At 45.5% G+C, this 22,464-nt stretch carries 15 protein-coding genes; 9 read left to right on the top strand and 6 right to left on the bottom strand.

The annotated features are described in order from the left end of the window. The first annotated feature begins 133 nt into the window (after window positions 1-133). From AC27FN_RS04895 to AC27FN_RS04880, 4 genes are all read left to right on the top strand, one after another. Complete coding sequence (locus tag AC27FN_RS04895; protein ID WP_487166893.1) at window positions 134-982, top strand: aldo/keto reductase; 849 nt, start codon at window positions 134-136, stop codon at window positions 980-982. Between the two features lie 214 nt (window positions 983-1,196). Beyond that, entirely contained in the window at window positions 1,197-1,997 is an 801-nt protein-coding gene (locus AC27FN_RS04890; protein ID WP_487166892.1) for an alpha/beta hydrolase, read from the top strand. Window positions 1,998-2,280: 283 nt separating this feature from the next. Next, a complete protein-coding gene (locus AC27FN_RS04885) occupies window positions 2,281-3,630 on the top strand; it encodes an MFS transporter (RefSeq protein WP_487166891.1) in 1,350 nt (449 codons plus the stop codon). A gap of 3 nt (window positions 3,631-3,633) precedes the next feature. Next, on the top strand, window positions 3,634-4,059 hold the full coding sequence (locus AC27FN_RS04880) for a MarR family winged helix-turn-helix transcriptional regulator (RefSeq protein WP_487166890.1): 426 nt from the start codon (window positions 3,634-3,636) through the stop codon (window positions 4,057-4,059). Window positions 4,060-4,185: 126 nt separating this feature from the next. Here the strand turns inward: AC27FN_RS04880 and AC27FN_RS04875 are convergent, their stop codons facing one another. Continuing rightward, on the bottom strand, window positions 4,186-5,592 hold the full coding sequence (locus AC27FN_RS04875; protein WP_487166889.1) for a DHA2 family efflux MFS transporter permease subunit: 1,407 nt from the start codon (window positions 5,590-5,592) through the stop codon (window positions 4,186-4,188). A 349-nt stretch (window positions 5,593-5,941) separates the two neighbouring features. On the opposite strand from AC27FN_RS04875, the gene AC27FN_RS04870 reads away from it, so the two are divergent. The 4 genes from AC27FN_RS04870 to AC27FN_RS04855 all read left to right on the top strand — a co-directional run bounded on the left by AC27FN_RS04870 (window position 5,942) and on the right by AC27FN_RS04855 (window position 12,757). Next, window positions 5,942-8,542: a cation-translocating P-type ATPase gene (locus AC27FN_RS04870; RefSeq protein WP_487167058.1), complete on the top strand. Its 2,601-nt coding sequence runs from the start codon at window positions 5,942-5,944 to the stop codon at window positions 8,540-8,542. A gap of 160 nt (window positions 8,543-8,702) precedes the next feature. Further along, on the top strand, window positions 8,703-9,410 hold the full coding sequence (locus AC27FN_RS04865; RefSeq protein ID WP_487167057.1) for a response regulator transcription factor: 708 nt from the start codon (window positions 8,703-8,705) through the stop codon (window positions 9,408-9,410). Beyond that, the gene (locus tag AC27FN_RS04860; protein WP_487166888.1) at window positions 9,397-10,440 is read left to right on the top strand and encodes a sensor histidine kinase; all 1,044 of its coding nucleotides are present in this window, start codon (window positions 9,397-9,399) and stop codon (window positions 10,438-10,440) included. Before AC27FN_RS04865 ends, AC27FN_RS04860 begins: the two co-directional genes overlap by 14 nt. 304 nt (window positions 10,441-10,744) lie before the next feature. Then, the gene (locus AC27FN_RS04855; RefSeq protein WP_487166887.1) at window positions 10,745-12,757 is read left to right on the top strand and encodes an SSURE domain-containing protein; all 2,013 of its coding nucleotides are present in this window, start codon (window positions 10,745-10,747) and stop codon (window positions 12,755-12,757) included. A 125-nt stretch (window positions 12,758-12,882) separates the two neighbouring features. On the opposite strand, the gene AC27FN_RS04850 is transcribed toward AC27FN_RS04855, so the two are convergent. From AC27FN_RS04850 to AC27FN_RS04840, 3 genes are all read right to left on the bottom strand, one after another. Then, window positions 12,883-15,003: an ATP-dependent Clp protease ATP-binding subunit gene (locus tag AC27FN_RS04850; protein WP_487166886.1), complete on the bottom strand. Its 2,121-nt coding sequence runs from the start codon at window positions 15,001-15,003 to the stop codon at window positions 12,883-12,885. Between the two features lie 72 nt (window positions 15,004-15,075). Next, on the bottom strand, window positions 15,076-15,297 hold the full coding sequence (locus AC27FN_RS04845; protein ID WP_487167056.1) for a helix-turn-helix domain-containing protein: 222 nt from the start codon (window positions 15,295-15,297) through the stop codon (window positions 15,076-15,078). A gap of 175 nt (window positions 15,298-15,472) precedes the next feature. Further along, complete coding sequence (locus AC27FN_RS04840) at window positions 15,473-16,531, bottom strand: TMEM175 family protein (protein WP_487166885.1); 1,059 nt, start codon at window positions 16,529-16,531, stop codon at window positions 15,473-15,475. A 143-nt stretch (window positions 16,532-16,674) separates the two neighbouring features. On the opposite strand from AC27FN_RS04840, the gene AC27FN_RS04835 reads away from it, so the two are divergent. Further along, window positions 16,675-18,069: an FAD-binding oxidoreductase gene (locus AC27FN_RS04835; RefSeq protein ID WP_487166884.1), complete on the top strand. Its 1,395-nt coding sequence runs from the start codon at window positions 16,675-16,677 to the stop codon at window positions 18,067-18,069. Window positions 18,070-18,272: 203 nt separating this feature from the next. On the opposite strand, the gene AC27FN_RS04830 is transcribed toward AC27FN_RS04835, so the two are convergent. Continuing rightward, window positions 18,273-19,187, bottom strand: a complete 915-nt coding sequence (locus tag AC27FN_RS04830) for a DNA/RNA non-specific endonuclease (protein ID WP_487166883.1) — start codon at window positions 19,185-19,187, stop codon at window positions 18,273-18,275. Between the two features lie 347 nt (window positions 19,188-19,534). Further along, entirely contained in the window at window positions 19,535-22,255 is a 2,721-nt protein-coding gene (locus AC27FN_RS04825; RefSeq protein WP_487166882.1) for an HAD-IC family P-type ATPase, read from the bottom strand. Between the last annotated feature and the right edge of the window lie 209 nt (window positions 22,256-22,464).

The following is a 22,464-nucleotide window of genomic DNA, read 5'->3' as shown; positions in this document are numbered from 1 at the left end:
AACGATCGGCTGATGGACAGGGCAGATGTTGGATTAAAATGAATCGTTAAATTTAGAAAATAAAGACTACAATATCTAATAATGATGTATTTGATGACATCACACAATCGCAATTAATGGTGGAGGGTTTAAAATGGCAATTTTAACGGATACCTATACGCTTAGTAATGGGCATCAGATTCCCAAAGTGGGTTTTGGCACGTGGCAAATTCCAGATGGTGAGTTAGCTTATCAAGCAGTCAGTGAGGCACTATCCGTGGGGTATCGGCACATTGATACCGCCCGAAACTATCAGAATGAAGCTAGCGTTGGTCGGGCAATTCATGATGCTAAGCTTGATCGACAAGATTTATTCGTCACATCAAAGTTACCGGCAGATATTAAGACCTATGATGGTGTCATGGCCTCCTTCGAAGAGACGTTTGCCGCATTAGATGTCGACTATTTGGACCTATATCTTATTCATGCACCATGGCCGTGGTCTAAGATTGGTCAAAGCGATGACGCGGGTAACCTTGAGGCGTGGTATGCCATGGAAGCGTTGTATCAAAGCGGCCGCGTTAAAGCGATTGGCGTGTCGAACTTTAACGTTCATGATTTAGAAAATTTGTTTGCTAAAGCGACGGTCAAACCGATGGTCGATCAGATTCAATACTATGTTGGTTTTACAGAACCTAAAATCACAACGTTCGCAAAAGAAAATGAGTTATTGGTTGAAGCCTACTCACCGCTAGCGACCGGTGACTTGTTGAAAAATGAGACAGTGCTCGCATTGGCACAAAAATACGGTGTCAGTGTGGCACAACTCGCCTTACGTTTTTGTATTCAAAACGAGGTTTTACCACTACCTAAGGCAACCAGTTTAGCGCATATCGAGGCGAATACGGAATTGGATTTCGAAATCCAAACTGCGGATATGGTCACTTTGAACCAGCTAGCCGACCCAGCGCCGCAACATTTTCATAACGAGAGCCAGGGCTAGTACAACTGATTGTGGTGTGGTATTAACACTTAACTGAGTTATTTTGTGTGATATCATTTTTCTTACTCGTCGCAATCCAATCGGTTGTGACTTGAGTTCATTGAACAGCTGAGTCGATAAAATAAACCTGGTAAATTTTATCGGAGTACAATCATTACCCTTTGGTTAAAGGACGCTGGTATACTGCGGGCATTAATCAAGGGAGGCATTTGTCGTGGCAGAAATTAAAGTCGAAAAAGATGTTGTCTATGACACCAAGAATGGTTTACAGCTAGATGTGTACCAAGATGCAAGTCGAGCCAGCGATCAGCGGCGCGCGATTATCGATATTCACGGTGGTGGTTGGTGGCTGGGTTATAAGGAAGAAGAGACTGATTGGGCGACTGATTTTGCCAAACACGGCTACATCGTCTTCGTTCCCAATTATCGATTAGCGCCAAAAGTTCTGTATCCAGCGCCAGTTGAAGACATTCTAAATGTTTTTAACTGGATTAAGCAGTCCGACTATCAATTTGATCGTTCTAAGATTGGCGCGGTGGGGATGTCTGCCGGTGGGAACCTAGCCATTGAATTATCGCTTCAAACAGGGATTCCAATCGCTTCTTGGTCCGGTATTATTGATTTAGATACTTGGATTGAAAAGCATCCCGATGTAGTGGCTTCAAATAAAAATGCTCCCGTACCGGGCACACCAGTTGGAGACATCAACCAGGATGGTAGTAACGATCCCTATTACAAATGGTTTGTGTTGAACTATGTAAACGGCGATTTAGACTTGTTGAAAAAAGCCTCACTGTTGAATCGAATTACTAAAACAGCAGGCCCGATGTTTATCGCCAATTCGTTAGATGAGATCGTGCCAACCGATGGTATTCTACGCTTGCAACAAGAATTAACCGAGCAGCAGATTGAAACAACCGTTCAGTTTGTCACTGGCAATCGGCATGGTGAAGCCTTTATGTCACACACCCAGGCGGCAACGCTCGCATTCTTTGATGATCACTTTACCGAATAGGTGGGATGAATCCAGCCAATAACTGGACGACTTTAAATGAAATTACCATAGTACTTTCGATGTGGCACACGCCTCGTATCAGCAGAGGTGTGTGTTTTTGTGTTCGCCATACATGATTAAATGAGATATATTTCGTGGATAGTCGTGGTGAAAATGTTGTAGTTAAACAGGACGTTTCAAATTTCTCAAGAATCTCATTGACTTTATATGCACGTGCATGTACGATGATCCTTGCTATTTTAAATGCATATGCATTTATTTTGAAAGAAAGTGAGATTTTATCATGACACAACGTCAACGATTGTTAACGGCGACAATTTTGCTCCTAACCGCTTTTACGGCTCTTTTAAATCAAACGCTGATGATCACGGCGTTACCGATTATGGCAACAACGTTACATGTTTCGTTAAACTTGGCTCAGTGGCTCACGGCAGGGTATGTATTGATGATTGGGTTAACCACACCTTTATCAGCCAATCTTGCAGAAAAATATACTAGTCGGCAACTATTTTTAAGTATTGTCGCAGTCTTCATACTAGGAACGATTATTGGTCCCTTGACGACTAACTTTGTGGTTATACTCCTTGGTCGACTGATTCAAGCGATGGCTGGTGGTGTGCTTACGACTTTTGTGATGACGAGCATGATCACGATTTTTCCGCCAGAGCGGCGTGGAACAGTGATGGGCTATGTTTCACTTGTTATTTCAGCAGGACCAGCGATTGGCCCTAGTCTCAGCGGGTTGATTATGGCTCGTTTCCCCTGGCAATTCCTTTTCTACTTGATCCTGCCAGTTATGGTATTAGCCTTTTTGGTGGCTTGGCGCTGGCTACCCAATTATTCTGAACCGCATCTAGTTAATATTGATACGCGTTCGGTTGTTAGCTCAATGTTGGGTGTTGGGTTAATGCTGACTAGCATGACCGTTTTTGGTCAACATCCTGGCGTTGCGGCCTTGATGTTGTCGGCCGGGTTCATTATTACTTGGGACTTTTTAAGACGGCAAGTGCGTATCAAAAAGCCACTATTAGATGTTAGCCTATTTAAAAAGCCAAGTTTTTCCCTCATGATACTCATGACTATGCTGATCTTTGCTATTTTAATGGGAACGGAGGCTCTCATTCCGATTTATGTCGAAAATGTGGTTCATAGTTCCAGTTTGATGGCTGGACTAGTCATGTTGCCTGGGGCCGTGGCTAACGCCATCACTGCGCCACTTGTTGGCCGATATTATGATACGCATGGAGTTCGCGGACCTTTGCTATGGGGTCTGGGAATTCTGTTGGTCTCATCGCTCCCGTTTTTGATGATGACTGCGACAACCTCGCTAGGTTGGTTAGCAATTGTTTACGTCGTGCGGATGATTGGTGTTTCGATGATTATGTCTATTACGGCGACGGAAGCACTAAAGGACCTGGATCCGTCTCAGATTGGGTATGGTACTGCCTGGACCAATGCGCTACGTCAAATTAGTGGTTCGGCGGCCAACACATTGCTCATTATGGTATCTTTAATTCCAAGCCAACTAATTATTGGTTATCGATTGGCTATGGGTGTCACACTTGGTGCAGCCGTGATTTTAACTTGTGTCTGCATTGGTTATTTACGGAATTATCGAACAAGCGAGGCGTAGGTAATGGTACAAACGACGGATAAAATCGAAAAATGGGCTTCAATGTTTAACCGGGCAATTCGTGATTGGCTAAATCGTGAACTACATGATTTTTCAGATTTAAATGACAGTAATTATTACTATATTTTGATTGTGGTAGAAACACCTGGTGTGTCACAACGTGAGTTGATCGCTGCTATTGATCGCGAACAAAGTATTGTAACTAAAGCCGTTCGCCATTTAGTTGCTAGTGGCTGGCTGCGTATTGAACGTGATCCAAGTGATCGGCGAAAATCGGCTGTTTATGGAACTGATAAGGCTGTATCTCAGTATCCGGTGATCAAGGATATTGCCACTCGTGCAAATTATTTTGCGACTCAAGGGTTGACGCCTACAGAGGGCCAAGAATTGGAACGATTACTTAAAAAAGCAATTGATGGCATCCAGTAATAATTATTAAAAATCCTTTTTAATGCAAATAGACCCTTTGAGTTAGCTTTTAGTGATAATTCAAGGGGTTTATTTCAATTCAATAAATACGTCCGAGTAACCGCAATGGTTCTTACTACGGCTAGTTTATTTTTTAGTATGTTGTTGTTGATTTAAATGCAGCCCAATGGCTAATACGATGAAATTAATAAATAAAATCCCACTCAATACGATGAAAGCGCGATGGGTTCCCAATTGCGTTCGGTAGGTGAAGCTGACTTGATGTGAAGCCTGTGTTAACGCGACAATCGCCGAAGCAATCGCAGTTCCCACCGCGCCAGCGAATTGCTGGACGGTATTATAAATTGCATTGCCGTCACTCTGTTGGCTAGCCGATAGCGCGCTGATGCCAGTTGTCATGATGTTGCCAAAGGCCAGTCCCGTGCCAAACATAAAGACTAGGTACCATAATAGTAGGTGGTTAGCGGTTAAAGACATGGTGGTCACCGCGAGTCCGGTGACGGCAATTAATTGTAATAAGGCCCCAGTTAAAATGGGGCGACGAGGACCAAAGTGATCCAAAATACTACCGCTAAGAGGTGCGAATAACGCTCCAATGGCGGCACCCGGTAGCACAATTAAGCCAGCGACCAACGCTGTCTTATCATTGACGAGTTGAAGAAAATTAGGTAATAAAAAGGACAATCCCAGTGAAGTGGCCTGCAACAAAAAGAATCCTAGTAGATGCCAATTAAAGACTGGTTGTTTGAAGACAGCCACATTAATTAAGGGTTGCTTGACCCGTTGAACGTGCCAAAAGAAGCCGATAATGGTGAAAATACCGACCACGAGACCAGCGATGGTAAACCATGGCTTCGTTGTAATTAAGGCTAGTTGACTGATGCCTAAAATCAAACTGATAAATGCGATGGCAATCAACAACCAGCTGATCATATCTAAACGGACGTTTTTAGTCGGACTGACTTGTTTAATGGCCGTTAAGCCAAGTACAAGCGACAGTAGCAAGATGGGAATCAAGAAAACAAAGATATCACGCCATTGTAAATTGCTGACAATTAGGCCGCCATATGTAGGCCCTAATGCTGGTGCAACAGCAGTCACCAGCGTACCAATTCCCATCAATAAACCAATCTTATCCAACGGCGCTTGTTCCAAGATGATGTTGAACATCAATGGCAGCGCGATTCCGGTCCCCACCCCTTGGATCAGGCGACCAGTCAACAACAAGGAAAAGGTTGGCGCGACGCTATCTAAGAGTAGACCGCTTAAGAAGAGTAAATTAGCGGTCAGGAAAAGTTGGCGCGTTTTAAAGCGCTGTTTTAGAAACGCAGAAATTGGTACAAAAGTTGCGACAATTAACAAATAACCGGTTGTTAACCATTGAACTGTTCCCGTAGTGATGGCAAATTGTTTCATTAATACAGGAAAAGTAATATTCATGGCCGTTTCGACAACTACCCCGGCAAAAGACATCAGCCCAGTAGCTAAAATGGCAAGAATCAAGTTGACGTTTAAAGTGCGTGTTGGCGTCAAAAGAAAACCTCCTAAAAATTGAACCGCTCACGAGGATGCGTGAGTACACTTTTGTTTATAGCATAGTCACCGTCAAGGCGTAAGCTTTATTTTTCGAAAAGTAGGTAGCAATCCGTACAGCCTGAGTGATTATTGCGAGTTGGGAACGGTGTGCTATGTTTTGTCGAGCTACCCAAGTCTGATTTCTGTGCCTAGCCCAGAATCACCTAGTTCGTTTCACTCTTCTTATATAAGCATTTTCTTTGCACCACAATAATATTAATTGTTAAAATTGATGTACGAGTCGTGCATGACAAGCGGTTATGTCGCGATCGATTCCACCGAAGCCAGTACAGAAAGGACTGAGGCGATGAACCAGATTGCACAAACACAAGCTTCACGCACGTTTATTGAAACTGGGCTTAGCCAAGCAGATGTGACTAAACGGCAAGCCGCTGAGGGTCAAAACGTGTTACAAGAACAACGGCCACCGAGTCTATGGCAGAAAATTGGTCGTCAATTAACAGAAGTTACGACGATAATTTTGCTAATTGCCGTGGCGTTATCGACTTACATGGCCGTTGTGTTAGACGGTGGTTGGACCAAACCGATCGTGATTGGTGCCATTGTTTTACTAAACGTGGTCATTGGCTTGTACCAGGAGCGTAGCGCAGAACGTGCGTTAGCGGCCTTGAAGCAAATGAGTGTCCCCACGGCTCGCGTACGTCGTGATGGACGTGAGCAAGAAATTCCGGCGGCTGAGATTGTCGTGGGGGATATTGTCTTGTTAAAGGCTGGTGATCAAGTGCCGGCCGACGGTATTTTAGAATCCATGACCGCTTTAGCCGTCGACGAGGCAATTTTAACAGGTGAAAGTGAAGCCGTGGAAAAATCCGTAACGGGTAATGGTGCGGATGTTCAATCAGTTGGTGATCAAATCAATCGCGTTTTCTCCGGGACTTCGGTCACGCGTGGCGCTGGTATTATGCTAGTGACCGCGATTGGGATGCGAACCCAGTTAGGGGAAATCGCTGATTTATTGAATGCCACGAAACCACATGAAACTTTGTTACAAAAGCGGTTATCAAAGTTAGCCTTGATTTTAACGGGCGTGGCCGTGGCCGGTGGGGCGTTGATTTTTGGCCTGAGTATGGTGCAAAATCTGGGCTCAACGGCTGATAATCTAATGATGGGCATCTCGCTTGCGGTGGCTGCCGTGCCAGAAACATTACCGGTCATCGTGACGATTAGTTTAGCGGTTGGTGTGCAAAAGATGGCGAAAAAAAACGCGATCATTCGCCAACTGAACGCTGTGGAAACGATCGGCAGCGTGGACGTGATTGCGTCTGATAAGACTGGGACATTAACGCAAAACAAGATGACAATTACGCGGTTATGGGTGCCTGGTCAAACACCAGAAACGGTCACCGACCAGCCATTAAGCGATAGTGGTCTAGCACTGATTAAATATTTTGGGCTATCCACTAACGCGACGATTGAACAAACCGAAGCTGGCGAACAGACAAGCGGTGATGCAACGGAATTAGCCATTGTGCGCTTGCTTGCCGAACAAGAACTCACACGACGGCAATTAGAAGCAACTCGTCCGCGAGTCGCTGAACGACCTTTTTCCTCTGACGTTAAATCGATGGCGACCTTGCACCAAGATGAGGCTGGTCATTATTTACTCATTGTCAAAGGGGCACTTGATCGATTGCCAATAACGCTTAGTGACACCCAACGTGATCAATTAGACCAAATTCACCAAGCATTCGCTAAAGATGCGCTGCGTGTGTTAGCCGTCGGGTATCGTCAATTTGATGAAGATCCAGGTGATGACTTACCTGCGTTGGAAACGGAATTAACGTTTGGCGGACTTATCGGACTGATTGATCCGCCGCGACCAGAAGCTGCGCCGGCTGTCGAAAAAGCGCGGGCGGCGGGGATTAAACCAGTGATGATTACTGGTGACCATCCGGAAACAGCGCAGGCGATTGCTCAACAGATTGGGTTGTATCAACCAGGAGACCTGACGGTGACTGGTGCGCAGTTGGCCAAGTGGTCGGATGACAAGTTGCAGGAAAAAGTCGATCAAGTCAGTGTATTTGCGCGAGTATCTCCAGAAGATAAGATTCGTATCGTCAATGCCTGGCAGACTCAAGGCAAAGTGGTCGCGATGACGGGCGATGGTGTTAACGACGCGCCTGCACTAAAAGCGGCTGATGTTGGGATCGCGATGGGGATTACCGGTACTGAGGTGGCGAAGGGTGCCGCCGATATGATTTTAACCGATGATAACTTCGCCACGATTATCGACGCGGTGGCCTCTGGTCGAACGATCTATCAAAACATTCTAAAAGCGGTTGAGTTTTTAGTTGGGGTCAATTTTGCCCAGATTTTCTTAATGCTTGGTAGTGTGCTGTTTGGTTGGGGTGCCCCGTTAATTGCGGAGCAACTATTGCTGATTAACGTGCTAGCTGACGGGATTCCTGGGTTCTACCTCGCTCGTGAACCTGGTGAGGCCTCAGCGATGCAGGCACCACCAATCCCTAATGATCAGAGTATCTTTGCCAATGGACTGGGTCGCAGAATGGCTTGGCGAGCTGGCATCTATACAGTGCTAACACTGGGGGTTTACGCACTGGGTCGATTTGTCCTTGCTGGCAACCAGGCGATCATCGGGAGTACGATGTTATTTATCGTCTTGGCGATTGGCTCCATGATCGACATTTATCCAATCAAACGACGGGAACCGTTGACCTGGGCGGCGATCAAGAGTAATCCTTCCCTAAATATCGCTTTGGGCGTGGCCGCTCTGCTGGTTTTGGCGGTTGCGATCGTGCCGGTCTTCCAACGAATGTTTGCTCTGACTAGTTTAACAGCAGGACAGTGGTTGATCAGCTTTGTTGCCTTGTTGATACCAACGTTGCTGTTGGAAGGTTTAAAGCGCTGGCGCCAATCTGAACAGTAAAAGGATTTTAGAGAGTGGTTTAACCGGATAAATTCTTACCGTTTTGGCTCTGGATGATGCCAAAACGGTTTTTTACTACCATTACGAAGCCCTTCTGGTTGCCTTTTTGATGAAGTGGGGTTTATGGTCAGTTTATCTAATTTACGCGACGGAGGAAATTATGGTAAAGGGTGCCATTTTAGTGGTTGATGATGAAGCAACGATTGTTGACGTGACCAAACGTTATCTGGAGCGTGAAGGTTTCGAAGTCTTGACAGCTAATGAAGGAAAAACGGCATTAAATATTGTGAGATCACGAATGATTGACCTGATTATTACGGATATCATGATGCCCGAAATGGACGGCTTTGATTTTATGGAGGCGGTCTTAGATTATCGGCCTGAACAGCCCTTTTTATTTATTACTGCTAAAACCGAAGAGCGCGATCGGCTGTATGCGCTGACTTTAGGGGCGGATGATTATGTAATTAAACCATTTTCGCCTCGTGAACTGGTTTTGCGGGTTAAAAACATTTTGAATCGAATTAGGAGAGGCGCTAACCAAACAAGGATTCAGTTGGGACCGTTGATTATGCAGTTTGAACAGCGGACAGCGATGCTGTATCAGACGCCAGTGAGCCTAACTAATAAAGAATTTGACTTATTGTGGTTATTGGCGAGTGAACCCAATCGTGTCTTTTCAAAAAGCGAATTATATCATCAAGTCTGGGAAGTTGATTATTTTGACGATGCTAATACGCTTAATGTGCATGTGCATGATGTGCGGGATAAATTGCAACAAATCGCTGGCGATCGTCCAGTACCCTCAATTAAAACTGTGTGGGGATTAGGTTACCGATTGGAGGATCAGGCCCGTGAAATTACGTAATGTATTGATGATTGCCTTTTTTACCCCGGTCATATTATCAGCGGTAATCGCGTGGTTGGCGGTACAACGTATGCTGTTAACGGGTAGAGAAGCCCTTGAATTGGTCGTGGTGATGGTCGGCACGAGTATCATCGGGCTGAGTGTTAGTTATATTATGTTACGTCCAACCTTTCGTGGTATTCGTCAGTTAAGTCGTCAAACACATGCAATTGCCGAGCAAGACTTCACGACTTCAGCCACAATTGAACGTCCTGCTGAGTTGCGTCAATTGGCGAATGACTTAAATCAAATGGCTGAACAACTGCAACAAACCTTTGCCGATTTAAAGCAAATTAATGATGAACGCACGACGATGGTAGCTCAATTGTCCCACGATATTAAAACACCATTAACCTCTATCCAATCTCAAACTGAAGCAATTTTAGATGGGGTTGTGTCAGATGGCGAGGTATCAGATTATCTTCGTTCGATTGAACAACAAGTGACACGTTTAAATGGACTCACAGATGATCTACGGGCACTGGCTTGGATGGATCAGCCAACAGAAACTGTACGTCAAACAGATCAGATTTATGTCGATCAGTTATTAGTGATGATCATGGACAGTTTTAAACCGCAGCTTCATCGTGAACAACGCCATGTAAAGGTTGATCTTGACCCGAATGCAGGACGAATTCTATCCAATCGGCAAGCCGTGGAACGCGTTTTACAGAATTTAATCACGAATGCGATCCATTACTCGCCCGTTGGAACTGATTTAACGATCAAAGTTACCAAGTCAGATGATGTTTGGCGTTGTGCCGTTATTGATCAAGGCATTGGCATTGCGCCAGCCGATCAAGACAAAGTGTTTAAGCGTTTGTATCGGGTGGAGAAATCGCGCAATCCACGGACGGGCGGAAGCGGGTTGGGACTATATATTGCTCGGCAATTAGCTCGCCAATTAGGCGGAGACGTGACGTTAACGAGTATCCTTGATCGAGGCAGCACTTTTGTTTTTTCATTGCCACAGTCAACAGGAGTGAGTTAGTTAATAAGCTGTGCTCATATTGGTTGCTGCTTATTCAAACGGTGTCTAAAAGTTGAAATGGACCTGCGAAATTATCATAAATTCGCAGGTCCATTTGGTTAGAGGAAATTTTTGTTAAGGATAAAACCACGGTTATTTTTGCAAATCCCACGGAAGATTAAATAATTTCTCAGTAAGTGTCGATTTAAGAACTAAATAAGAATTGAATAAGAGATGCTTTAGAGCTAGTTGCTATGCTGTTCATTGTTCAATGAAGTAAATCATTCCAAAATGTTGTCTTGGCACAAATCTGGAGGGAAAATTCATGATCAAAAATAAAGTTCAGTCTACAAATCAAGTCGTTTCGACTCGCTTTAAAATGTATAAAGCAGGTAAAGCCTGGTTATTTAGCAGCCTTGCTGTTGCTGCTTTCTATACTGGATTTGGTAGTCAGATTACAACCGCCCATGCGGATGCGCAATCAGTGACCGAAACACAAATCGTGACACCGTCATCGGCAGCGCCAACTTCTGGTGCTGCAGCGGTTGCGTTAACACCTACTTCATCAACGGCCACTGTAGGGGCGACCTCGGCCAATGTGACTTCATCTACCCCAACAGTCAAAGCTTTTTCTGCAGCTAGTTCACCTGCCAGTGTGGCACCAGCTCAAACGACAAGTACAGCAACTGCAGCAACATCGGCGGTGCCAACTGCTGCTCAATTAACGACTAATATTAAAGATAACGTTACTGTGCCAGCAAGTTATTTGGCCAACGCACAATATCCTGGCCCTTTCACAGCTGGCGTAAACCAGCAAATCCCATTTAACGCCTTTGGTGGTGATGGGATGTTGACCCGATTATTGTTGAATTCGTCTGATGGTGCACCATGGTCAGACAATGGAGTGGCTAAAAATTCCGCTTTGTTACCAATTGAAACAAGTTCGGATCAATACACTTACGAGGTTGACCTAAATGGCAACACGACAGGAAAAACGAATCAGGCTTTACTCGACCAATTAAAAGCGAATGGTCAAATGACTTATAACGCGACTGTAAAGATCTTTGCCAAAGATAATCTGGCGACGCCAGCAGCGACTAAGTCAGTGGCCGTTAATTTGACGACTCTGACCGATAACATTAGCTCAACTATTGATGTACCAGCAAGTTATTTGGCCAATGCACAATATCCTGGTCCTTTCACAGCTGGCGTAAACCAGCAAATCCCATTTAACGCCTTTGGTGGTGACGGGATGTTGACTCGATTATTGTTGAATTCGTCTGATGGCGCACCATGGTCAGACAATGGAGTGGCTAAAAATGCTGCTTTGTTGCCAATTTCTGCAAACGCTGACGAATTTATCTATGAAGTTGATTTAAATGGCAATACAGTTGGAAAGACTGGTCAATCATTATTAAATCAACTGAAAGACAATGGAAAGACAACCTATGCTGCAACGGTTAAGGTATTTGCTAAAGGAGATACATCAACACCGGTTGCTACCAAATCGGTGACCATCAATTTAAACGGGCTAACAGATCACATTAAATCAATGATTGACGTGCCTGCTAGTTATCTGTCTGCCGCTAATTACCCAGGTCCATTTACAGCTGGGGTTAATCAAGTCATTCCATTTAGTGCTTTCGGTGGCGACGGCATGTTAACACGCTTGTTGCTGGATTCAGCTGCTGGCGCTCCATGGTCAAATAATGGCTCAGATAAGAATGCTGCTTTGTTACCAATCGGAATGAATGCGGACGAGTTTTTCTATGAAGTTGATTTAAATGGTAATACAACAGGCAAATCAGGTCAGGCATTGCTGGATCAGTTGAAAGCTAATGGGACGATGACTTATAACGCTATCGTTAAAATATATGGCTCGAAAAATGGTCAAGCAGATTTAACGAATGTTCTTGGAACGAAGACAATTCAAATTACGCTAAATGGCGCTTCAACTGTACCTAGTGATAGTCAGGCTGGCTCTTCAGCTGATAAAACTGGTACGACAGCCACTAATGGCACGGGTTCAGTGGCAACTAGTGGCAATCCAAGTAATAGTCAAGCAACAAAAATGCAATCGCAAAGTTCAACGCAAAGTTCTTCAAACATGGCTCAATCCATGTCAACGAATAAAATGTCAATGATGGAGGCTGCTAAAGCAGGTACCATGGCTCACGCAAAGATGGACGCTCAGCAAAAGTCGGCGGCTAAGCATTCGATGCGGCAATTACCTCAGACAAGCGCTGATCAAATGACAGGTTGGGCCGCAATTGAGGTAGCGATCTTGGCGAGTTTAGCAGGTTTAGCAGGCGTTTTAGGCTTACGCAAGCGTCAGTAATTTTCTAAAATATGTAAAACAAAAGGCCACGGAAATCGTTTCATTTCCGTGGTCTTTTGTTTTTGAATTATCTAAAGTGGCGGCTTGAGTTAATCAGGCTATTTGACACGATGCTATTAAAAAGACTAGTTGTCCAAGTCACGAATTTTAATCTGATCATCTACCAAATCAGCTTCGAGGTGTTTAGCATCCAAGTGATCCAAGTAGAAATCAGTGACTTGATCGCGAATCTGCTGTTCAATGACGCGGCGTAGTGGGCGAGCACCCATGGCTTCGTCATAACCTTGGTCGATCAGCCAATTCTTCGCAGCTTCGGTAACTGTTAAGGTGATGTCTTTCTTAGCCAATGTTTGGTTGACGTCATCGATCATTAGGTCGACGATTTGATGCAAGTCGGTTTTAGTTAGGTGGCTGAATTCCACGATTCCGTTAAAACGGTTCAGGAATTCTGGGCGGAAGAACGGCGCTAATTTATCCATCAAAGTCTCATCATGTTTCGCGTCATCAGTCAGGCTTTCACGACCAAAGCCCGCATTGGAAGTCGCGATAATGATCGTGTTTTTGAAGTCCACCACGTTACCTTGACCATCAGTAAGCCGACCGTCGTCCATCACTTGTAACAATAAGGTTAGGACTTGTGGGTTAGATTTCTCAATTTCATCGAGCAAAACAATCGAATATGGGTTTCGACGAACCTTTTCCGTCAGCGTGTTGGCGTTATCTTCATAACCGACATAACCAGCAGTCGTTCCGATCAACTTGGAAACAGCGGTCGTGTCCGTGTATTCACTCATGTCTAATCGGATGATCGCGTCTTTACTGCCAAACATATCTAATGCTAATTGTTTGGCCAGTTCAGTCTTCCCGACACCGGTTGGCCCAACGAACAGGAAGCTCCCAATTGGACGGTTGCCTTCGTCAAAGCCCGCCCGGTTTCTCCGGATTGCTCGGGCCACCATGTCGACAGCTTCATCTTGACCAATGACCTTGCCCTTCAGCCGTTCATTAATTGTCTTTAACCGTTCAATGTCACTGGCACCCATTTGTGATACCGGAATGCCAGTTAAACGTTCGACCGAGGCGGCCACGTCATTGACGGTTGCAACTGGTCGTTTGGCTTCGCCATCCGCGTGCTGTAGTTGCTTGGTCAGGTCGTCTACTTTGGCCTTGGCCGTGGCGGCTTGTTCGAAATCTTCTTCTTCGGCAGCTTTTTGCTTGTCAGCTTCGGCTTGCTTTAATTCAGCTTCCAAACTAACTTTGTCGGTGACGGGATGTTGCGCAGCCAAATGTGCGGCGGTCATATCCAACAAGTCAATGGCTTTATCTGGCAAAGCGCGTTGCGGAATATATTGAATTGCATAATCCACAGCGGCCTGTAAGACATCGTCAGGCAAGTCAACCTGGTGGTGCTTTTGATAGAGGTCACGAATTCCCTTTAAGATGGCGACGGTGTCGGCGGCACTAGGTGCGTTCACTGTCACATCGTTGAATCGCCGTGCTAGGGCTGCATTTTTCATAATGGTGTTGCGATATTCGTCTTGAGTTGTGGCTCCGATCACGGTCAATTCACCGCGACTTAATGCTGGTTTGATGATGTCAGCTAAACCTTTGCCACCATCCTCGCCGCCAGTTGAGCCAGTGCCCAAAATCTGATGGATTTCGTCAAAGAAGAGAATCACGTTACCAGCGGACTTAACTTCTTTAATCAAATTTTGAATATTTTCTTCAAAAGAACCACGATATTGTGTCCCGGCTTCCAGTGAAGACAGGTCAATCGACCATATTTCTTTGTCCTTGATGGCTGCTGGTACGTCGCCACTGACAATCGCTTGGGCTAATCCTTCAACGACGGCAGTTTTACCAACACCAGCGTCACCAACAAGGATCGGATTATTTTTTGTTCGCCGGCTGAGAATCTCCGCGGTCTCTTGAATTTCTTTGTTTCTGCCGATGACTGGGTCAAGTAAACCATCTTTAGCTGCTTGGGTTAGATTGCGACCAAGCTTTTCTAAAATGCCGGCTTGTTTTTGAGCTTGGGCCGGGCGTTGGCCAGTGGCCGTCGCTTGGTTACTAGTCGGTAGTTTACCCGTTTGCCGATACTGAGCAAATTCTTCGGGAGTCATTTCACGACCGTTGACTAAATAGCGAGCTTCAGAGTTGAGCCCGTTCATGCGGCCCATGAGTTGGTTAAAAATGTCGTCCATGTTGTTGCCAAATGGATCGTTAGAAAAGTTTTGTTGTGCCATATTAAGTACCTCCTCTGTACTAAACATCCTGTTCAAAGGTTAATTTAAAGGTTATCTGGCCAAAAATAAAATTTACTGCATGTAGCGATTCTCTAACTCACGTAAAATCTCCCACATTTGGACGTGTTGCGCTTGGGCAAGTGCGTCTAAATCACGAATGTTAAGGGGTGTTGCGTCAGTCTGCTTTTTATTAAATGATTTGTGCAGGGTGGTATAGCCATAGCCGCTACGTTTAGCAACTTCATAAATGGTCAGATGGTGTTCTGACAAATACGTCTTGATGTCAATTTGCATCATGATTTCAGTAACCCTCCCTTCATATAAAGACTATATCACAGATGTGAATGTAACACAAGTGTGAATGTACCACAAATGTGAAATATTTTGAATTGATTAGTGGTGAAGCGCTCAGCACAAAACCCGTAGCATTTCCAAAATGAGGAAGCCACGGGTTTTGTGTTGAAGTCGTTTAATTATGATGATTAGTCTGGTTTGATCGATTTGGCCGCTGATGCATTTGTTGTCGCCGTTGTTTAAACCAAGTGGCCCATTGTTCTTTTTGCTCACGCGTGAGTCCTTGATGGGCGTTTAATCGATTGGTCACATTTTCACGCATATCAGGGTTCGAATCTAACCACTGCTGCCAATAGTTTTGATGGCGATTTTGTTGTGGATGATTAGGTTGGTTAGGCGCGTGAGGATTTGGCGAACTGGAACGCGGTGTCCGCGGACGGGTTTCAGCTGCTGAGGTAGCTGCTTGGCTAGTGGTTGATGTTGCTGTTGATTCGTCGACAACTGCTGGGGATGAATCAGTTGTCATCCCAGCGGCCAGATTTTCTTGTGCCAAAGCGGCAATTTTTTGTTGCTGCTGGCGGAAAGCCTTACGACCAGCGGCGTCGAAAGTTAGAAAATCGGCGCGCTGTTCAGGCGTCAGTTGTTCTACGTCATACATTTCCTGACGATCATCGCTATTAATCAAGAAGTCAAAAATAGGGAAGCCTAGATAGAAGATGACTGCCCAGGTGGGTTTGATTAACGCCAAAATAATGACGGCAACGTTGATGGCGAGCAGCCCTTGATTGTGCGTACCATAAATCTTAATGTACACATTTTGCATATCTGTTTTGTTAACGTATTTGAGGTGAATGATCGTTTTGGCCAGTCTACGAAATAGGAAATAGATGGCCACTGATAATAGGCCGTAGATAATGACGTTGATTTGCGTCGTGTTGTTAGCCATTAGACTCGTGGCAATTGGCATTAATGACAGGCCTGATAGAAAGATAAAATCGAAAATAATGATGCGATAGTTAATCGTGTCGATTTCATTGAAGACGGTCGCATGTTGATACCACATATTAGCGACATAAAAGAAACTGATGAGATAGATACCAATTTCTTTAGCCAAATTGAGGTAAGCGTTGAGATCGTTACTGATAAACGTATGTAAGTTCAGAACCATGATGGTAATGATGATCGCGATGATGGCGTCACTAAAGGCATCTAATCGATTTTTTAATTTTTTCATGATTACTCCAAATAATGATTCATAATGGCTTTCATTCTACTGTTGGTTGGCGGATTTTGCTAGTTACCGGCACAAATAATTGCGCTTCGATGAGGAAATCCTTATGGTAAGTGTGTTCACAAATAATCGGAGGTGCACAGATCATGGCAGTGTTTAATGCATATTCACATGAAGAGATGATCGCAACGTTAAAACAGGCCGCACCGCATGCTGACATCTACACGGATGCCGACACGTTAGCGCAGCATAAAAATGATCCAAATGGCATTGGCGATGCCGATGGCGACTTATTGGCCTACATTGAAGTTAGTGATATTGATGATATTAAAGGGGTCTTAGCGACGGCGCGAAAATATCATTTGCCGGTGATTCCACAAACCACGGCCACAAGTACCGTATCCGGTTCGGATGCTGAAACCAACGGCCTAATGCTCTCAACCGCGAAAATGAATCGAATTTTGGATATCAGTCGTGAAGATCAAGTAGCCGTGGTGCAACCTGGCGTTATTAACCAGGCCTTGAACGAAGCGGCGAATAAAATTGGGATGTTTTATGCGCCCGATCCTGGTTCGCGACCTATTTCAGGTATTGGCGGTAACGCCTCTACCAATGCTGGTGGCATGAGTACCGTGAAGTATGGCGCCACACGTGATGCCGTGTTGGGACTCAAAGTTATTTTAGCTGACGGTCGCGAGTTAAAGCTTGGCGGCCGTACGTTTAAACAGGCCTTTGGTTATGATTTAACGCATTTATTTGTCGGTTCGGAAGGAACGCTCGGAATTATTACGGAAATTACTGTCAAGCTGTTACCGATTCCGCTTGGCAAAGCAGTGATGGGATTAGCCTTTTTTGACAACATGACTGCACTATCAAAAGCGGTCACCGAGGTGCGATCTTCAGGGGTTTATCCAGCAATGTTAGAGGCATTAGACGCCAAAACAGTGGCGGCGCTTGATGTCTATGAAGGCACGCACTACGCAGAGAATAATGGCGCAATGTTGATTTTACGGTTAGATGTGGGTGGTGATGAGGCATTAGCTGTGACCGAAAAGATTCTCGACCAGTATGGCGCAAATCACTTACACGTCACCACCGATGATGCAGAGATGGCCAGCATTGAAAAGTTACGTCAAGACATGTTGCCGGCCGTTTTTGCCGGCAATAACCATGTGATGGAAGATATGGCGGTGCCTATGTCACAACTGGCACCAATGATGGACTATATTGCCGAAGTGGCCGATCAATTGCACGTCAATGTCTTCACAGCTGGACATGCTGGTGATGGTAATGTTCATCCGACGCTAACGTGGCCCAGGGAGCAGACTGAAGTACCCGACAATGTGATTCAGGCTTTACAACTGATGTTTAGAAAAGCCTTAGCGCTAGGTGGCACGATCTCCGGCGAACACGCTGTCGGCATGCTGAAAAATCAGTGGGTTAATGAAGAATTGGGCGATAACGTTGATTATGTGCAGCATCAAATCAAGGCGTTACTGGACCCAATGGGGATACTGAACCCAAAACGTAAAATCAATTAGTTGGACTTCGTTTTATTAATCGCTGATTGATGCTTAAATGACTTTAAAACGGTCGCATTTTTCACGGAAAATTCGTGGAAAATGCGACCGTTTTTTGTCGAGCTCCGTCAGCCTGATCCTTGTGCCAACTTACTAGTTCTCAGGATCACCCGGCTGACTGCGCTCTGAGTTCTTTGTTTATGAGTTATGAAGGTGAGCTGACTTTAATTCTGAGTCCAGCTGCCGGTGGCGTAGTTAATCGTGGCCCCATTTTGATTGTTGAACACATAGACGTTGATGTTTAAAGCTGCCCCATTGTCGGAGGCACTAACGGCTTGGACATGCGTTCCACGTGGAACAAGTTCATTGCCTTGATACAATGGGGTGACCACGTAGTAGACCGGGATGTTAGGCCGGGCACGGACAAAGTTTCGAATGGCGGTCTCTGCGTAGGCCATTCCACCAGCGCTATGCGTGCCACGTCCATTAGTTCCAACATTTTGGGCCCGTGTGCCGGTTGTGAGGTTCGGTCGCTGCATGACGGTATTAGCCGATGAGTCTGGGCCACCAAGATTACCGACTAACGACCAGGCAATCGTATGGGAACGATTATAGAAATAACCGCGGTAACCGGTGAGTTGCGCGATGCGGTTATTGCCTCGATAACCAGTTGGATCGGCACTTTCAGCAAACGGTGGGCGTTTCATTTGTGAAGTTGATTCCACGGAGTCATAGGTCACTAATGCTTGCCCAGCACCACTACGTCCTAAAGCATCTAAAGGATCGATGCTGACCCACGCGCGCTCATGATTGTGTGCCAAGGCATCTTTAATTTGTAAATCAGTCAACGTAGATTTACCTAAATTGGCATAGTTTTCTGGGTATTTAGTCGGATCAAATTGTAATGCGAGTAGTTGGGTATCGGTTGCATCACGGGCAACTTTGGCGCCATGAGGTTGGGGTGCTGAAGAAGTGCCCACTAATTGGCTAGCAGATTTCGCTAGATGGCGTGTGGCGCGACGAACGGAACTAGTCACTGGCGATGAGTCAGTAGTTTTAGTGTGATTAGCAAAGTAACCGCCGCCCAAAACGATGAGTAAAGCGGTGAGTAATGTCAGCAGTGGATGTTTTTTTGTCATGAAATAATTGCTCCGTTTTTTGATGTTCTGCGATAAATTTAGTTTACCTGATACCGTGCATCTTTCGGTCATAAAAGTCGTTTAAATCGTAAATTAGGGTTTAAAGTCAAAATTTCCACGAAAAGACCGAATTCAGAAAGTTTAATAAATAATTTTCTGAATTCGGTCTTTTATCGTTGAGTGGTGTTGGTGCTCAGGGTCAAAGCGGTCTGGCTCACGCTCTGTTGTAAACGCGCTCGCCATCACTGAAGCCTGTGTCCAACCAACAAGCGCAACCGGGCAAAATGCGCCCAATTGCACTTGCCTGTTGGTGCTCGTCTTCACCCGTGATGGCTCACGCTCTGTTGTTATTCCACATGTTCCTTAAACTGCCGACGCTGTTTATTCAGACCTAGGCGAATCAGTTTGTCGATTTCAGTGACAACTAAGGTGACAAAACCGGCAGCAATGGCTAATCCCCATTGGTTGAGCGACATGGGCCCGGTTTTAAAGATCGCTTGCATAAATGGTAGATAGGCTTGAGCGATTTGTAGCAGTAATAACAAGCCGATCACAACAAAAGCCATTGGGTTGGTCCAGAAACTACGCGAAATGACGGGATGTGGCGTGCGAATGTTAAATAGATAAAAGATTTTACCCATGATGATCACATTGACAGTAATCGTGCTAGCAATGACCTGACTGACACCTTGATCCGTCAACAGATCAAACATCCATAAGCCCATTACGGCAATCAGCACTGACACATAAATCATCTGAAAGACGTCATGCCGATTCATTAACGCAGCCCCAGTGCGACGAGGTGGGCGGTGCATCAGGCCATCTTCTTCTGGTTCAAAGATGAATGCAAATTGAATCGTGATCGCTGAGACCATGTTAATCCACAACAGTTGGGTTGGCACCAACGGTAATTCTTGTTGCATTAAAATACTGAAGGCCACGATCAATCCTTCGGCAAAGCTAGTAGGAAGGAGGAAAGCAATCGTCTTTTTGATGTTGTCGTAGAGACGACGACCTTCGCGAATTGCTTTAGTCATCGTGGTAAAGTTGTCATCGACCAAGATCATATCCGCAGCGTCCTTGGCAACATCGGTTCCTTTAATCCCCATGGCGACCCCAATGTCCGCCTTTTTCAGCGCCGGTGCATCATTGACGCCATCACCAGTCATCGCCGTGATCTTGCCGGTTTCTTGATAAGCGGAAATGATCGCCAATTTGTTGCTAGGGGTGGTGCGAGCAAAGACATCGTAACGGTTGATCGTTGCTTTTAATTCTTCGGGAGAAAGTTGGTCAAGTTCAGTTCCAGTGATCGTTTGAATGTCTGCAGCTAAGCCGAGCTGGCGACCAATTGCGGCAGCCGTATCTGGGTGATCACCGGTGATCATTTTCACTTTAACGCCGGCGGTCCGCATTTCTTTTAAGGCGGCAATAACTTCTTCACGTGGCGGATCAATGATCCCCACGATGCCAAGAAATTCGATGCCTTGCGCGAGTGTTTGATGGTCAATTTGGTTGACGGTGTCAGGCACCAATCGATGACCGACTGCTACGACTCGTTTACCAGCTTGGGTTAAGTCATGAATAGCAGCGTCCCACTTAGCACGATCAAATAATGGATCGTTAGCTTGCGCCATTTCATAAACCTTATCCGGGGCCCCTTTGATGAAGATTTCATGTTGACCGGCTTCATTCACGGACAAACGTGCCATGTAACGATAATCGGAGTCAAAGGGAATACGATCAAGCTCTTGATAATCGGGGGCGGTCGGTCCTAATCCTTTGTGGTACAGGGTTAAAAACGCACCATCAGTAGGTTCGCCGTTAATTAACCACTGTCCAGCCTCTTCATATAACATCGTGTCATTGGCCTCAAAGCCACTGATGAGCAGCTGCTTTAAAGCTGTTTCGGCGGAGACGTCAACCGGTTGGCCCGCTAAAGTAATGTTTCCACTAGGCGCATAACCGGTACCGGTGACTTGGTAATGCGCTGATTGGGTAATGATATCTTGAGCCGTCATTTCATTTTTGGTCAAAGTTCCCGTCTTGTCAGTTGCGATCACGTCGACGGCGCCTAACGTTTCAACAGACGGTAACGTCTTGACGATGGCATGATTCTTAGCCATTTTGTTGACACCCATAGCTAAGATGACCGATGTTGAAGCAGGGAGGCCTTCGGGCAATGAACCGACAACCATCGTAATCACTGCCAAAGCCAAGGTTGGGAGCGCGTAAAGGTGCCGAAGCCAGCCGAAGACAAACAGCGCGATGGCAACCGCAATGATGAAGTAAGAAATCCACGTGCCTAAGCCGTCTAGTTCACGCATGAGCGGTGTTTTAGTCTGTTTGACATCGGTGACATCGGTCGCAATTTGACCAAGTTCGGTCTCAGCACCGGTGGCAACCACCACCCCGGTTGCACTCCCATTAGTGACGGCGGTACTGGCGTAGGCCATGTTGGTCCGGTCAGCCAGTGGCGTCTTTTGATCAGTCAATGGCGCAAACGTTTTGGTGACTGCGTCTGCTTCCCCAGTTAGTGCCGCTTCTTGAATCCGTAAATTGTCGGCATCTAACAAACGCAGGTCAGCAGGAACATTGTCACCAGCTTCTAGGTAAACGATGTCACCAGTAACTAAGTCTGCCGCAGGGATGTCAGTTCGTGTGCCGTCACGAATGACGGTCGCTTCAGTCGAGAGCATTGATTTAATTTTTTCGAGCGCATTGCTGGCGTTTACTTCTTGGAAATAACCGATTAACGCATTGATAATCACCACTAAGCCGATTACCACGGCATCTGAGTAATGACGAATCACGAGGGTAAAAGCCGCCGCAAATAACAGAATGTAGATAATCACATTGTTAAATTGGCGGAGAAAAATCACCCATTTGGGGGTGACGGTGGTGGTTAATTCATTGGGCCCATTTTTTGCCAGGCGATCAGCAGCCGTCTTAGTGGTCAAGCCTTGTTCAAAATCGGTTTGATACTGAGCTAGAACAGTTGCGGTGCTGACGGTAAAGATCGGACTGGGTCCAGGTTTGGCATCAGAGGCGGCGTGTGTGTCATTTTCCATCGAAAGTAAACTCCTTTTTAATTATAAAGATTATTTTGTCCAACTAGTATAGCATGATGAGCTGGTTCCGTTAAAGTGACCTCAATTGAAATGATAATATTTATCGAGAACTTATGGATCACTTGATTCAAAAAGGTTGTTCACAATTAAATTGTGTTGAAATATACTTGCATCCGGTGAGCGGCTGTCGTATGGTTAGTATGTTGGTG

The organism is Furfurilactobacillus sp. W61-4 (assembly GCF_057545565.1).
Note: the sequence above shows the minus strand (reverse complement) of the source record. Positions and strands in the feature narration are given on the sequence as shown.